The sequence below is a fragment of the Mesorhizobium sp. B2-8-3 genome, from assembly GCF_006440815.1.
Taxonomy (GTDB): Bacteria; Pseudomonadota; Alphaproteobacteria; order Rhizobiales; family Rhizobiaceae; genus Mesorhizobium.
Genome location: NZ_VFTW01000011.1, coordinates 1 through 12,626, shown reverse-complemented (window position 1 = coordinate 12,626; position 12,626 = coordinate 1). Strand labels below are relative to the sequence as shown.

Here is a 12,626-nt window from a genome sequence, read left to right as displayed (position 1 = left end):
ATTCTTCAACCCTCACAGGTTCAGCAGGCGTGACAGATCTTCCTCCGTCGCCTGCCGTTCGATGATGGTGCGGCCTTGCGCGTCCTTCATCTCGAAACGGCCGTTCTGGACCTGCTCCTTCATGCCGTTGCTATGGATGACGGTAACCTTGTCGCCATCGATCGAGAGCGTGTCGCCGGTTGCCGCGTTGGTGTAGCTGTTCTTACCGCTAGGATCAGTATTGTTCTTACCGCCGGGATCGGTATTGCCCTTGCCGCTGTTGTTGCCCGGCCCGGCATTGGGGTTGCCGCCGCCGGCATTGCTGTTGCCGGAATTGCCGCCGGCATTGCTGTTTCCACTGTTGCCGCTATTGCCTGAGTTCGAGCCGCCGGCGGAACCCGAATTGCCGCCACTGCCGTTGCCGCCATTACCACCGTTCCCGCCGCTATTGCTGTTGCCGGCATCGGCCGTGGCTACGGCAATCCTCGGCGAACCCTCAAAGATGACGTGCCAAGGCGCAACGGTCAGCGCCAGCGCGCTAAACGCGCGCAGCGCGAGCCAAGCAAGCCTGCTGAAGAGGCGGTTTCGCATATTTTCTCTTCGTTCCGGTTCTGCCTCGGCATGGCCGAAGTTCCGCTCACGGCACAGCCGAGGCGGAACCGGTGTCTTGACCCGGGCAAGAATTCACATCCGGCGAGGCGACGAAAGCGGCCCACGACCCATGCCCCGGCCAGTCGGACCATTTCCGGCGCCATGGCTGACCAATGTCGCAACGGACAGGTCTTGCCGCGCAAAAAATTACCCCCGCACGAAGGCGGGGGTAAGGTGAGTAGCCAAGTTCTACCGCAAGACGATCAGGACCGCAGAGACGAAGCAAAAGGTGGCAACCTGATTTTGCAGCGCTGACCTCCGGTCCCTTAAGATCTAATCCCGATAAAACCTCGCTCTCACAAACTCTGTCTCACAGATTCTTCAGGCGATTGAGATCGGCCATGGTGGCTTTCCGGTCGACGATGGTGCGTCCGTACTTGTCTTCCATCCTGAACCGGCCGTTCTCGATCTTCTCCTTCATTCCATTGCGGTGCGTGACCTGGATTCTGTTGCGTGTGGCCTCGACCTTGTCGCCGGTTATAGCATTGACGTGACTATCGACATCGGCGGTGCTTGCCGCGCTGGCGCTGCTGTTGCCATTGTCGCTGTTGCCATCATTATTGCCGTTGTTTCCGCCGCTGTTGCCGTTGCCGTTCCCGCTGTTGCCGCCGCTGTTGCCGTTCCCGCCGCTGTTGCCGCCGCCGTTCCCGTTTCCACCGCCGCCATTACCACCGCCACCGCCGCCTTTGCCGGCATAGGCCTTGGTCACGACGAGACCATCAATGGAGAGACTGAAAGGCGTGACGACAAGCGCCAACGCTGCCAGTGCTGGCAAGACTAGCCTGCAGCCCCCGCTCGACGCGCGCATTCCGCTCTCCCCATGCCAACCCTTCAGCCCGTCGGCCGAACTACCCCACCGGCAATGTCGCAGCATAAGCATCCCCAATCGGCAAGGCATAAGGAAGTGGCCCACGACCCTTGTCTTGTCCACTCGGACCTATTGCAATTCTTTCATAGGACCTAAGTCTTATTTCAACCACTGGGTGCGGCCGAACATTGCCGCCGCAGAAGTGCATTTTCCAAAGCCTACCAATTCCGAGCAGCGGGCTCCGAAGCGGTTCACTGTTTCACGGAAACGGCAAACCACCGCGCCTCCTTGTTTTGAAGCAGCTCCGGACGGAAGGCCACGGCGAAGCGCCGGGCCTGACCGCTTCGCGCATTTCCAGGAATCGCCTTGGTTCGGAAGATGGATTCAGGCCGGCAACGGCATCGGCCGCCGCGCCGCAACCGCCGTGCCGAAAGCGGCGGCAATGACGGCGGCGACGCCTGCGCATTGCAAAAGGTCGAGCTTCTCATGCAGGAATAGAAAGCCCGTGAGCGCGCCGCCCGCCGGCTCCAGGCAGACCAGCATGCCGTAAACCTTGGCCGGCATGCGGGCCAGCACCAGCATTTCCAGATAGAAGGGCAGCGCGCTGGAGAACAGGCCGACCACGGCGGCGCCCGCCATGATGTGCGGGTCGGTGAGATAGGCCTGAGCGGCGTTGAAGCCGAAGGGCAGCGCCAGCACGGCGGCGATCGCCATGCCGTAGGCGGAGGTGCGCACGCCGAGCTCGGCGCCGGCCTTCTGCGCGAAGATGATGTAGAGCCCCCAGCAGGCGCCCGCCGCCAGCGCCAGCGCCACGCCTGTCGGATCGAGCCCGCGGCTGATACCGGCAAAGGGCGACAAAAGCACGATGCCGACGACGGCCAGCGCCACCCAGACAAGGTCGAGCAGGCGCCTGGAGCCGAGCGTGGCGACGAACAGCGGCCCGGTGAATTCGAGCGCCACGCAGACACCGAGCGGAATGCGCTGGAGCGCGGCATAGAACAACATGTTCATGGCGCAGACGGTGATGCCGTAGGCGGCGAGCCAGGGCAGGTTTTTGCGCGAGGGCAGCACTTTCCAGGGCCTCAGCACCGCCGCCAGCATCAGCGCGCCAATGGCGAGCCTCAGCATGGTCGTGCCTTCCGGGCCCAGAACCGGGAACAGCCCCTTGGCAAAGGCGGCGCCGACCTGCACGGAGAGCATTGCACCGAGCAGGCCAAGCACCGGCATGGCGCCGACAGGGGCCTGTTGGTTAGCTTCCTGTGCTGCGGTCAATCCTGGCTCCATCCCTGGTTTAGATATGGAGATAGGACGCGGGCGCCACGCTGTCGTGAGGCAGCGGGAGGCGGATCGATGGGGCAAGGGGAGCGAGGCTTGTCGCCTTCGCCGTCCCAGGGCGGAGCAAGGAGCGAAGCAACGCGCGCAGACTCGAGGATCCATGCCGTTACGCTAAAGCGTTGCAACGATTGTAGAATTCTCCACGGCCGAACTCGTGGCAAGGTCACGGAATGGATCCTCGGGTCAAGCCCGAGGATGACGAGCGTCAGGGCACGCCCCCTCCCGATCCGCTGCGCGGATCGGCCTACCCCATCAACTCACCCCGCCATGGCGAGCGGCGCGGCGCTCTTGTTGGGGATCTGGATGTCGATCTCCAGCGTCGACATGGTGGCGCCGCGATCCATCGAGACCTGGAGGTAGTCCTGGTCGATCTGCACATGCCTGGCAATGACCGCCATGATCTCCTCGCGCAGGATGGAGACGAGATCCGGCTGGCCGCGGCTCTGGCGCTCATAGGCGAGCAGCAGCTGCAGCCGCTCGCGCGCTACCGGCGCGCTGGTGCGCCGCTTGAAGAGATCGAGGATGCTCATGCGGCCCTCCTTCCGAGAAGCCGGTCGAGGAAGCCCTTGCGTTCGAAGGGGACGACCACCGGCAGGTCCTCGCCTTCCAGGCGTCTTGCCGCTTCGAGATAAGCCTTTGCGGCACCATTGAGCGGTTCCGAGAGCGTGACGGGCGAGCCGAGGTTGGAGGCCCGCAGCACATCCTGGCTTTCCGGGATGATGCCGAGCAGCGGCGTGGAGAGTATCTCCAGAACGTCGTCGATCGACAGCATCTCGCCGCGCGAGGCGCGCGCCGCGTCGTAGCGGGTGACCAGCACGTGTTTTTGCACCAGCTCGCCCTGCTCCGCCTTCATGGTGCGGGCGTCGAGCAGGCCGATGATGCGGTCGGAGTCGCGCACCGACGACACTTCCGGGTTGGTGACGATGACCGCCTCGTCGGCGAAGCGCATGGCGAGTTGGGCGCCGCGCTCGATGCCGGCAGGGCTGTCGCAGAACACGTAGTCGAACACCGAGCGCAGCCGGGCGATGACCTCGGCCACGCCCTCTTCGGTCAGCGCGTCCTTGTCGCGCGTCTGCGAGGCCGGCAGCAGATAGAGCGTCTCCAGCCGCTTGTCGCGGATCAGCGCCTGCGACAGCTTCGCCGAGCCCTGGATGACGTTGACGAGGTCGAACACCACGCGGCGCTCGGCGCCCATGATGAGGTCGAGGTTCCTCAGGCCGACGTCGAAATCGACCAGCGCCACCTTCTTGCCGGTCTTGGCCACGGCGGCGCCGAGCGCGGCCGTCGAGGTCGTCTTGCCGACGCCCCCCTTGCCCGATGTGACCACGACTACCTTGCCCATATATCCAGCCTCCATTGGCGGTTTTTATTCTCTGGCCGTGCGCGGCACGGCGGACTCGTTAACAACTTTGGCACGCGAAACCGGTCCGAAGCTTGCGCCGCCGGACTAGCCGAGCGGCACCACGCACAGCGCATCGTTGTCGAGGAAGGCCTGCACCGCTTTGCCGCGCGAGACGCCTTCCATCTCCTCGGCCGTGGTGTACCAGCCATCGACGGCAAGCAGCTCGGCCTCGTTCTTGCGGCAGAAGATGCGCGCCGAAATATTGCCTTCCGAGCCGGCGATCGCGCGGCCGCGCAGCGTGCCATAGACATGGATCGAGCCGCCGGCGACGATTTCGGAACCGGACGCGACCGAGCCCAGCACGATCACGTCGCCATGCGGATGGAAGACCGACTGCCCGGAGCGGATCGGCGCCTTGATCATCAAAGTGCCGGCCGAAGGCTCGGTCCGCACGCTCTCGGCGCCCTGCCCCGCCTCGGTCTGCGCCGGCTCGATCCGCACCGCTTCGAGCCTTGCCAGCTCGGGATCGACCGGCTCGTCGCCGGACATCTCGATCTGCGGAGCCTCGGCCGACGCCGCCGCTTGGATGGTTTCTTGGGTCACCTGCACCTGCTCCCCGGCGGCGGTCATTTCGAGTTCTTCCGCTCGGGCCTTGCGGGCCGCCCGGCCGAGCAGCCCCTCGGCGGTCGCCTCCTTGGCGCCGGCGAGCAGCGGCGGCAGCTCAGGCCCAAGCTCGGCGCCCTCCAGCTCGATGGCATAGACGCGGATGCCGCGCGAGCCGAGCACGCCGACCAGCGCGCCGATCTCCTCAGGCCCCGGCTGCAGGATGTTCAAATCCAGCACCACCGGGCGCCCGTTGAAATAGCCCGGCGAGTTCGCGATCCAGCGATCCAGCCCCTCCAGCCAGTCGGCGATCGGCGCCTCCGGCGTCAGCGTGAAAGCGACGAAGGAGCGGGCGCGAAAGCGGATCGATTTGTTGTGCAGGGGGGCGGCGAAGGTCACGTCCAGGCGAATCCTTACTCAATGGTTAAAGGGTGCCGGGGCAATGGTTAACAAAAGGTTAATTTTGGGGATTGGAGCCGTTAACAGCCGATGCGGCCAACTTCTGTGGCGGCGCGGTCACAGCGCCGGCCGCTCGCCCTGGGGCCGCCAATGAGCTGAGCCCGACCGGCCAGGCATGTGAAGCGCCTAATATACGAAGACAAGTCGCACCGGCACCATCCTGCACGATTGATTTCCTCCAGAGCAAGGAGACAGGGCATGCGCATCAATCAAGCAGGCAGCAAATGGGCTGACACCCGGCGGGCAAGCAAGGCAGGCGCGGCAATCGGCGCGCTGTTGCTGCTTGGCGGATGCATGACGAGCGGGAGGGACCAGACGGGCAGCATCGCATACCGGGGCGCAGACCGGTGGCTGAGAACGGCCGACGCCAACAAGACCGTCGATGCCATGGCAGCGAAAGGCATGATACCCGCGACCATCGACTGCCGGTTCTCCGACACCACGCCTGGACAGCCGGCCTACGTCTCGAAGTTCACCTGGAAGCGAGCCCCGGCAAACTCGCGCTACCATTGGGAAGTCGGCGACCCGACCTACCTCGCCAGCAAGGAAGTCGGGGCCAACAGGGTTGGGCTCAGGCGTGTGTTTGCAAAAGTGGTGCGGGACTCGGCCACGGGGCAGAAGGTGGGGTGCTCGATCTGGGTGAGCTAGGTCTGCTGCGGGATCGGCCGTGGCTACGATGGCTGGAAGCGTCGCGGCAGAGTACGTCGTCGCAGACGGATGATCGAGCTGCTCCAGCCAGTCGGCAATCGGCGCCAGCGTGCAAGCGACGAAAGAACGCGCAAGGATGCAAGTGGATTTGTCGTGCAAGGGACGTCGAATGCCAGGCGCATGGACCCGACTATGATTTCCCGGCCTTGAGCGCCTTTGCCTCTCTCACAAGAGATGGCCAGTTCAGGCCGACAAGGTAAATGAGTTCGAGCGCCTGAGCTTCGGTGATGCCGGTCTGCCGCACTAGCCGCTTGACGATATCGTCAAGCGTCGGCTGGCTTTTGTCGCGCGCCATTGCATTCCCCTTTCGTCCCCAACGGCGCTCGCTTCTCGATAGTTCCGCTAGCCAGGCAGGAAATGTGGGCGCACAGTGGACTCTCGCTGATGCGGCGAGGACAGTCCGGCTTGACCTCTTGCTAAACGGGTCGGGCTGTCCAGCAGCTTCGCTTCGGACGGTCCAGAAGCTCCGCTTCGGACTGTCCAGAAGCTTCGCTGTCGCTTCGTATGGATATGACCCGCGTTCGCGCGTCTAAACTATTTTTTGTTTCGCGCGGCCGGAGCGACCCGATCGAGGTCGCCTTTCGACAGATCCGTAAGAACAATGCTTGCTATGTTGGGGGCGCCGGCCTAAGCCCAGCAATGGCTAATGAAAAATTCGACCAGCCAGTGACGGTTGTCACCGAGTTGACTGGCGGCGGGCACGAGACAATCGGCGACGCGGCCGCGTGCCTGGACTTCCTGCTCAGAAGATGGCGCGGCAAACGCAGCGAAAAGCATCGTGCGGCCGTTCAGGCCTGCGCGGATACGAATAGTGGGCGCCGCCCGGCCTCATTCGCGCGAAAGGCGTTCATAGTCGCCGCCCGCGAGGCCGCTATTCTGGTGACCTCCTAAGGCTCCTCACGGGACCTGAAATTCCTGTTTTCAATATCGATGATGTCGCCGCAATTTTCGCACTCCATCTGGGTGTGAGTGCGAATCCAGCCTACGCGTGTTTTGGCCTGGTGGTGGCACCGAGGGCATTCGACATCGATTTCGAAGTGGTCGGACTCTCGCTTTGTCATCGCAGTCCCCAAGGCTGGCCTGACGCGGCATCATCCGTTGTCAGTATTCCGCTCCGGCTCGTTTTCCTGCTCCACTACCTTGCCTTTCGCCTCTTTGGCCGCGAGCTTCGCCTCCTTCTTTGCCGCTTTCGCCTGGTCGCGCTTACTGCGCTCGTATCGATAGTTGGGCTTCATCGCCATGGCATTTCTCCCGCTGGATCATTGTACGGCCTGGATTTGGGTATGCCTGGGGTCGCAACCGGTCATAGGATAGAAGGCCCAAACGGACGGTGGCGGAATATCAAATCAGGCGATTGCGTTCCGCGATCTCGCGTGCCCGCCTGACTGTCCCGTCGGTGTCCGCGAGTCTGCGCCGCGCTGCCTCGTCCTTCCTGATCGTCAGCCGCACTGGCATGATGTCTGAGCGCCTCACGACCGGCTTGATAGCGACCGGCGGTGCCTCGGGGGTTTTCATCGAACGCATCGGCGTTATCCTTTCACGTAAGACGACAGCCAGGGGGACTGCCAGCCGCCGCATCGCTTGCCTGCATGCTCGTTCTTTCGATATCGGCTCCCCGCCTATCGGAAACCGGTGGAGGTCAAGGTGTAGGAGTTCCGCCGCTCGCGCGCATAAGCTTTGCTTGCGGCGTCTTGGATGGAACCGCGCAACGCGTCGAATGCCGAAAGGTATGCGTTCTCGGCAGTTTCCTTGCCGCCAGGATAGTCGCCAAATGTGCCTAATGCCTCTACTTCGACGAAAAAACGGACCTGGAACATACCGTCATGCCCAATGAAGCATACGGCGTTCCGCGTCTCGTCGAAACTTCGGCTGGGATTTGGAAAGGCAAGCGTCATGTTTGATCCGCCCGCATTTCGGTATGTTCAAGTGCCAACCGGGTCCCGTTCCATTCCTTCCGGCCCTCGGCATTGCGACGGTTGAGATCCAACATCCTTCTCGTCGCATGCGCATGGGTAAGACCGACCATCGGAACGCCGTCGACATAGGCGGGAATTCCCGTGAAGACGTGGTAGACAGTCCAGGAATGATCAAATTCGACGCGGCGACCATATTGAAGGTCGCTGAAGTCATGGCCCAAGATGCCGCCGTTATGTCGCGAGCCGCCGAATACGGCATTTTGAACCCGCTCGGTTTCGTCGTTGGGGATGGTTCTGTTCATACCCGTCTTTCCCCGCCTCCCTGCGCGGCAATGATCTCCGAATAAAGGGCTGCGCCATCGGCTTCGGAGATCGTGACGGCGTCCGGCCATTGCGGCATGTTCAGCGTCCTCGCCAAGAGCCGCGCGATCGCGATGGCGTTATCGAGGTCGGCCGCCAGCGCCGTTTCGCGGCCGATGACGGCACGCGCGTCGTCGGCGACACGCGTGCGATAAAATTCGATCACGACCTTCATCGGGGTCCGCCGCGCCATCAGTTCTTAGCCTTCGCCTGGGCATTGATGACGGCGCATTCGGTCTGGTTGCCAAACAGACTTTCCTGCTTTGGCTTCCTGGCCTCGCGGTTGGAACGCTTATGTGCCCTGGCCATGTCCGAACGTCCTTTCGATGAGGGCAATGCCATTGTCCGATGCCGGCGTCTCGGCGCGCTCCAAACTGTCCTCGGTCACCACGCGCTCATGCGGTTCGCCGTCGCTGCGGATGCGGTATTGTGGGGAGCTTCCCTTTGGCGGCAGTGTGCCGGTGACACGATAGATTTCGTCAGTCTTCGGACCGGCGCCAACACCGCCCTTCAGCCGGACCGCTTGTCCGATGTCAAAAAGACGAGGGGGAGCCCCGTGCTGGATGGGGCGTGCGTTGCGTTGCAAGAGGGTTGTCATGGTTGTCTCCGGTCCTCGACGAGCGCGGTCTCGAGCCTGGCCGGTTCGATCGGTACCATTTGCCGCGTGGACTCTTTTGCGGAGATCGCCGGCAGGTGAACGAAGGCGGCCACGCGGCGCCATGCGCTGCGCGAAGCCCCTTCGAGGGATTCCTCATCGAGATCGACGCGGTAGTCGCCGGGCGGCCGCGGCGCATCGAAGCCCGGCAGCATAAACGCCGCATTGAAGCGAACGACGGTCGGCGTGGTGCGAGTGGTCACTTGCGGCTTCCTGCGGAAACGCGCGCATGCGCCTTCCGCTTCAATTCCAGCCGAACCGCCGAAACGATGTCCGACGCTGCCAGTACATCCGTGGTCAACGCCGGCATCATTTCAGGGTTCAAACGAAGCGAGTTGCCGCGCCGGGAGCGGCGCAGTGCATTCGCTATCGAAAATTCGGAGGCGGATGGCGAGGCTTCACTATGACGAAAGCCACCTCGACCAAATCAACGAATTTTATGTATGCACCCCAATTACGCTGCGAACAAGATGGCGGACGCGCTTTATTTTTCCTGGTTAAATAAAAGCGTCGCTTGGAGACTGAAAAACAAACAGAAATTTTTCTCATCCGTGCTGATATTTTCCGAGTCTCGTAATTATTCCGCCCGATATTTTTACGGAATCCAGCTGTTGATTTCGGCATTCCTATCTATCGCCCGTCAGGCGGTCTATAAAGACAGGCATCCTCGCCTTTGCCGACACAGGAAGAAGCACCCTTGAAATCCGCTCTCCCAAGCAATCGCGTCATCCGGCGCGCCGCTCCCGGCACCCGCCACCACCTCGATACTCGGGATCCTCTCCATGCCTGAACCGACGCCTCACGCCTTCGGCAAATTCGACGCCAAGGCGCCGGCCGCCAGCGTGGCGGAGCCAGTCAGATCCAAGCGCCTGGAGCATGCGGCGACACGTGGGCTGGCGACTCTCTCTTCACACGGATCGCTCGCCTTGAAGCTGTATGTGATGCTTTGGATCGTCGCCTTGGCGGTGTCGGTATTTGTCATGGTGAAGGCCTGACAAGGTCGGCCCGTCGCCTGAGGCGCAAACGAAAAGGAATGTGAGCATGGCAAACCGTTACGCGCTTCGAATGGACCGGCCAAACAGCTGGACCGTCTTCGACATCTTCACCGGCCAACCTGCCGAGGTCGAGCAGAAGATCATGGTCGGCATCAGGACACGCCGGGCCGAAAAGCTGGTTGTCGAACTGAACATCCAAGACGTCAAACGGCGGGAAGACGCTCACAGGACATCCTAATCCCGCCAAGGCGGTGACTCCCATGCTTTGCTGCATCTATAGGATAAGGATTCCTGGATGGAGCCAGCCAGCGTGAGCGACGACAAAGCCCTCATCACCTCCCTTCGCATTGCCTGCGCCACCTCGACCATCTGGAACGCCGCCGAGCTCGCGTCGCGCGATCCCGGCTTCGATGCCCGCAATTTCGGCGCCTCGGCGCTGGTGCGGCCGCGCGATGTCGAGGGTGTTGCGGCGCTGGTGAAATTCTGCGCGGAGCACGGCATCAGCCTTGTCCCCCAGGGTGGGCGCACGGGGCTGGCGGGCGGGGCGGCGACTTGCTCCGGCCAGGTGATCTGCGATCTCGGCGGGCTGAACCAAATCGAGGAGATCGACCCGTTCGCGCGCGTGGCGATCGTGCAGGCGGGCGTGACGCTCGGCGCGTTGCGGGAGGCGGCAGCGGTGCATGGGCTCGACCCGGGCATCGACCTTGCCGCGCGCGGCAGCGCCACGATCGGCGGCATGGTTTCCACCAATGCCGGCGGCATCATGGCGTTTCGCAACGGCACGATGCGCCACCGCGTGGCCGGCCTGGAAGCGGTGCTGCCGGACGGGCGGGTGTTTTGCGATCTCACCCGGGTGCTCAAGACCAGCGCCGGCTATGATTTGAAACATCTCTTCATCGGCGCGGAGGGCACGCTGGGCATCGTCACCCGCGCGGCGGTGCGGCTCGATCCGGTTGCCGGCGCCAGCGCCACTGCGCTTGTCGGCGTGCCGGACGCACGAAGCGCTCAGCGCACCGTGCGGCATTTTCTGGACTTGACCGGCGCCCGGCTCACCGCCGCCGAGATCCTGTGGCGCAATTTCGCGTCGCTCATGCAGCGAGCGCTGAACTATGCGCCAGGCAGCCTGCCGCTCGACGCGCCCTGCCTTCTGGTGCTCGGGCTCGGCGCCGACAGCATCGGGGCGGCTCGACAAGTGCTTGAGGACGGGTTGGCGGCGGTCTGGGAAGAGGCCGGCATCATCGACGGGCTGGTGGCGAGTTCCGAGGCGCAAGCCGCCGCGATGTGGCGGCTGCGCGAGGAGACGGAGCAGATCGAGCGCGCGCATCCCATGGCGCCCTCCTTCGATGTGTCCGTGCCGGGCGGCGGGCTGGATCAATATGTGGCGCGCATCGAGGCGGGGCTGAAGACGCTCGACGCCTCTTACGCACCATACGTCTACGGCCATCTCGCCGACGGCAATCTGCACATCTCGATCAATTGCGACGGGCCGGTCTCGCATGAGCGGCACGCGGCGATCGAGGACGTGCTTTACGAGGGTCTGCGCGAGGCCGGCGGCTCATTCTCGGCCGAGCACGGGGTCGGGCTGGAGAAGCGCGATGCCTATGAGCGGCACGCGGACCCGGTGAAGCGGGATTTGGCGAAGGCGATCAAAGAGATGATCGATCCGGGTAATGTGATGAATCCGGGGAAGGTCGTAGGGTGAGGTTGGCGGCCCTAGCCTTTCGGAGTGCGACTCTTCCCCTACTCGCACTGGCGGCGCGGACCGCCGTCGAAGGGCTGGTAGGTGTTGTCCTGCGGATCGTAGGAGCGGTAGCGGCTGAAGCAGTAGTCGACGTGGTCGCCCGATACCGGGCGACCCGATGCCTGTTCCCGGGCGGCCTCTGCCTCGGGCGAAATCTCTTCCGGCGGGCCGCCATAGGTGGTGGCGTAGCCGTCGGCCGACGGGGCGTAGCCTTCCATCTCGGCCTGGTCGTCGCTCGTCTGATCGTCGCTCGTCCGGTCGTCAGGCATGGCGTTCTGGCGATCGCTCGCTGCTGTCTGGTCATTCTGGCCTGCGCCCGTCGAGGCGGTGCGGCCGTCGCCAGGATCGTAATAGGGTGAGACGCAGGGGCGCAGCTCGCCGCTGTAGGAGCGGTAGCTGTTTTCCGCCGGGCGGTAGCTGCGATAGCGGGTGGCGCACCATTGCAAGTGGGCGACGGGCAATTGCTGTTGCTGCGCCTTCTGATCAGCCGCGGCCGGCTGCTGGGTCGCGCCGGCGCCAGGCGCGGGCTGGCCCGGGCCAGAGACGTCGGGCAATGGCTGCAGTGGCGGCGCCGCAGGAGGCGCCATGGCCCCGCCAAGCGCCGTCGTCTGCGTTCCGCCATCCGCCTTGGCCGGCTCGCCAGTCTTGGCGGGCGCAGCCACTACCTGTCGGGCGGGAATGCGTTGAAGGTTCTGTTCCTGCCGATCGACCGGCTGGGCATCCTTCGTCCAGAGCTCGGAAACGCCGATCGCAGGCGTTGCCTGCCGCACCGGCTTGGCGGCGAGCAGCCAGGTGGCGAAGGCAAGCCCGCTGGCAAACACGGCCAGGGTCAACACGAAGCCGCCGGCAATTCCCAACAAAGCCTTCACGCAACGCTCCTTCAGCTCCCTCTCATAGAATGCAGGGCGCGGGATGGAGTTCCTTGTGCCGCGCAATGGGGCCAAAGTCGGGCGGGCACGCGCAGTCGCCGAACGCCGGTAACGCAGATCGTCGCGGTCTAAGGTTTGTTGATATTCAGGATTCCCATCTTGGCTTGGTCGTGATTCAAGCTTTTGATGGAACGATTCGTGCTGA

The 12,626-nt window shown here is 63.5% G+C and carries 20 protein-coding genes; 5 read left to right on the top strand and 15 right to left on the bottom strand.

Translation table 11 applies throughout. The features are described from left to right. Positions 1-12: 12 nt before the first annotated feature. The 6 genes from FJ418_RS17520 to minC all read right to left on the bottom strand — a co-directional run bounded on the left by FJ418_RS17520 (position 13) and on the right by minC (position 5,117). Entirely contained in the window at positions 13-570 is a 558-nt protein-coding gene (locus tag FJ418_RS17520; protein ID WP_140658423.1) for a hypothetical protein, read from the bottom strand. A gap of 370 nt (positions 571-940) precedes the next feature. Further along, on the bottom strand, positions 941-1,438 hold the full coding sequence (locus FJ418_RS31950; protein WP_181166979.1) for a hypothetical protein: 498 nt from the start codon (positions 1,436-1,438) through the stop codon (positions 941-943). Between the two features lie 384 nt (positions 1,439-1,822). Next, complete coding sequence (locus FJ418_RS17510) at positions 1,823-2,710, bottom strand: DMT family transporter (RefSeq protein ID WP_246680658.1); 888 nt, start codon at positions 2,708-2,710, stop codon at positions 1,823-1,825. 320 nt (positions 2,711-3,030) lie between these two features. After that, positions 3,031-3,303 carry a cell division topological specificity factor MinE gene (minE, locus tag FJ418_RS17505; RefSeq protein WP_140644955.1) on the bottom strand — a complete coding sequence of 91 codons (273 nt, stop codon included), beginning with the start codon at positions 3,301-3,303 and terminating at the stop codon, positions 3,031-3,033. Continuing rightward, the gene (gene minD, locus FJ418_RS17500) at positions 3,300-4,115 is read right to left on the bottom strand and encodes a septum site-determining protein MinD (RefSeq protein ID WP_140644956.1); all 816 of its coding nucleotides are present in this window, start codon (positions 4,113-4,115) and stop codon (positions 3,300-3,302) included. Before minD ends, minE begins: the two co-directional genes overlap by 4 nt. A gap of 105 nt (positions 4,116-4,220) precedes the next feature. Continuing rightward, a complete protein-coding gene (gene minC / locus FJ418_RS17495; protein WP_140867635.1) occupies positions 4,221-5,117 on the bottom strand; it encodes a septum site-determining protein MinC in 897 nt (298 codons plus the stop codon). 258 nt (positions 5,118-5,375) lie between these two features. Here minC and FJ418_RS17490 point away from each other — a divergent pair, with 258 nt between their 5' ends. Then, a complete protein-coding gene (locus tag FJ418_RS17490) occupies positions 5,376-5,825 on the top strand; it encodes a hypothetical protein (RefSeq protein WP_140867632.1) in 450 nt (149 codons plus the stop codon). 190 nt (positions 5,826-6,015) lie between these two features. On the opposite strand, the gene FJ418_RS31945 is transcribed toward FJ418_RS17490, so the two are convergent. Further along, the gene (locus FJ418_RS31945; protein WP_181166978.1) at positions 6,016-6,180 is read right to left on the bottom strand and encodes a hypothetical protein; all 165 of its coding nucleotides are present in this window, start codon (positions 6,178-6,180) and stop codon (positions 6,016-6,018) included. 209 nt (positions 6,181-6,389) lie between these two features. Here FJ418_RS31945 and FJ418_RS17485 point away from each other — a divergent pair, with 209 nt between their 5' ends. Then, positions 6,390-6,776, top strand: a complete 387-nt coding sequence (locus tag FJ418_RS17485; protein WP_140703411.1) for a DUF982 domain-containing protein — start codon at positions 6,390-6,392, stop codon at positions 6,774-6,776. Between the two features lie 200 nt (positions 6,777-6,976). On the opposite strand, the gene FJ418_RS31940 is transcribed toward FJ418_RS17485, so the two are convergent. The 7 genes from FJ418_RS31940 to FJ418_RS17455 all read right to left on the bottom strand — a co-directional run bounded on the left by FJ418_RS31940 (position 6,977) and on the right by FJ418_RS17455 (position 9,019). Then, positions 6,977-7,126 (bottom strand): hypothetical protein, encoded by a 150-nt coding sequence (locus FJ418_RS31940; protein ID WP_181166977.1) that lies wholly within the window; start codon positions 7,124-7,126, stop codon positions 6,977-6,979. Positions 7,127-7,226: 100 nt separating this feature from the next. Then, positions 7,227-7,409 carry a hypothetical protein gene (locus FJ418_RS17480; RefSeq protein ID WP_140867629.1) on the bottom strand — a complete coding sequence of 61 codons (183 nt, stop codon included), beginning with the start codon at positions 7,407-7,409 and terminating at the stop codon, positions 7,227-7,229. Between the two features lie 95 nt (positions 7,410-7,504). After that, positions 7,505-7,780, bottom strand: coding sequence for a DUF1488 domain-containing protein (locus FJ418_RS17475; RefSeq protein WP_140867626.1), 276 nt, complete (start codon positions 7,778-7,780; stop codon positions 7,505-7,507). Next, the gene (locus FJ418_RS17470; protein WP_140867623.1) at positions 7,777-8,103 is read right to left on the bottom strand and encodes a hypothetical protein; all 327 of its coding nucleotides are present in this window, start codon (positions 8,101-8,103) and stop codon (positions 7,777-7,779) included. Before FJ418_RS17470 ends, FJ418_RS17475 begins: the two co-directional genes overlap by 4 nt. After that, entirely contained in the window at positions 8,100-8,336 is a 237-nt protein-coding gene (locus FJ418_RS17465) for a hypothetical protein (protein ID WP_140645013.1), read from the bottom strand. Before FJ418_RS17465 ends, FJ418_RS17470 begins: the two co-directional genes overlap by 4 nt. Positions 8,337-8,453: 117 nt before the next feature. Next, a complete protein-coding gene (locus FJ418_RS17460) occupies positions 8,454-8,759 on the bottom strand; it encodes a hypothetical protein (RefSeq protein ID WP_140867620.1) in 306 nt (101 codons plus the stop codon). Beyond that, entirely contained in the window at positions 8,756-9,019 is a 264-nt protein-coding gene (locus tag FJ418_RS17455; protein ID WP_140867617.1) for a hypothetical protein, read from the bottom strand. Before FJ418_RS17455 ends, FJ418_RS17460 begins: the two co-directional genes overlap by 4 nt. Before the next feature lie 579 nt (positions 9,020-9,598). Between FJ418_RS17455 and FJ418_RS17450 the strand changes: the two genes are divergently transcribed. The 3 genes from FJ418_RS17450 to FJ418_RS17440 all read left to right on the top strand — a co-directional run bounded on the left by FJ418_RS17450 (position 9,599) and on the right by FJ418_RS17440 (position 11,513). Further along, positions 9,599-9,811 (top strand): hypothetical protein, encoded by a 213-nt coding sequence (locus FJ418_RS17450; RefSeq protein ID WP_140658401.1) that lies wholly within the window; start codon positions 9,599-9,601, stop codon positions 9,809-9,811. A gap of 46 nt (positions 9,812-9,857) precedes the next feature. After that, positions 9,858-10,049, top strand: coding sequence for a hypothetical protein (locus FJ418_RS17445; RefSeq protein WP_140644967.1), 192 nt, complete (start codon positions 9,858-9,860; stop codon positions 10,047-10,049). Positions 10,050-10,121: 72 nt separating this feature from the next. After that, positions 10,122-11,513, top strand: a complete 1,392-nt coding sequence (locus tag FJ418_RS17440; protein WP_181166976.1) for an FAD-binding oxidoreductase — start codon at positions 10,122-10,124, stop codon at positions 11,511-11,513. 38 nt (positions 11,514-11,551) lie between these two features. Here FJ418_RS17440 and FJ418_RS17435 read toward each other — a convergent pair whose 3' ends face one another. Continuing rightward, the gene (locus tag FJ418_RS17435) at positions 11,552-12,421 is read right to left on the bottom strand and encodes a BA14K family protein (RefSeq protein ID WP_140867611.1); all 870 of its coding nucleotides are present in this window, start codon (positions 12,419-12,421) and stop codon (positions 11,552-11,554) included. Positions 12,422-12,626: the final 205 nt, after the last annotated feature.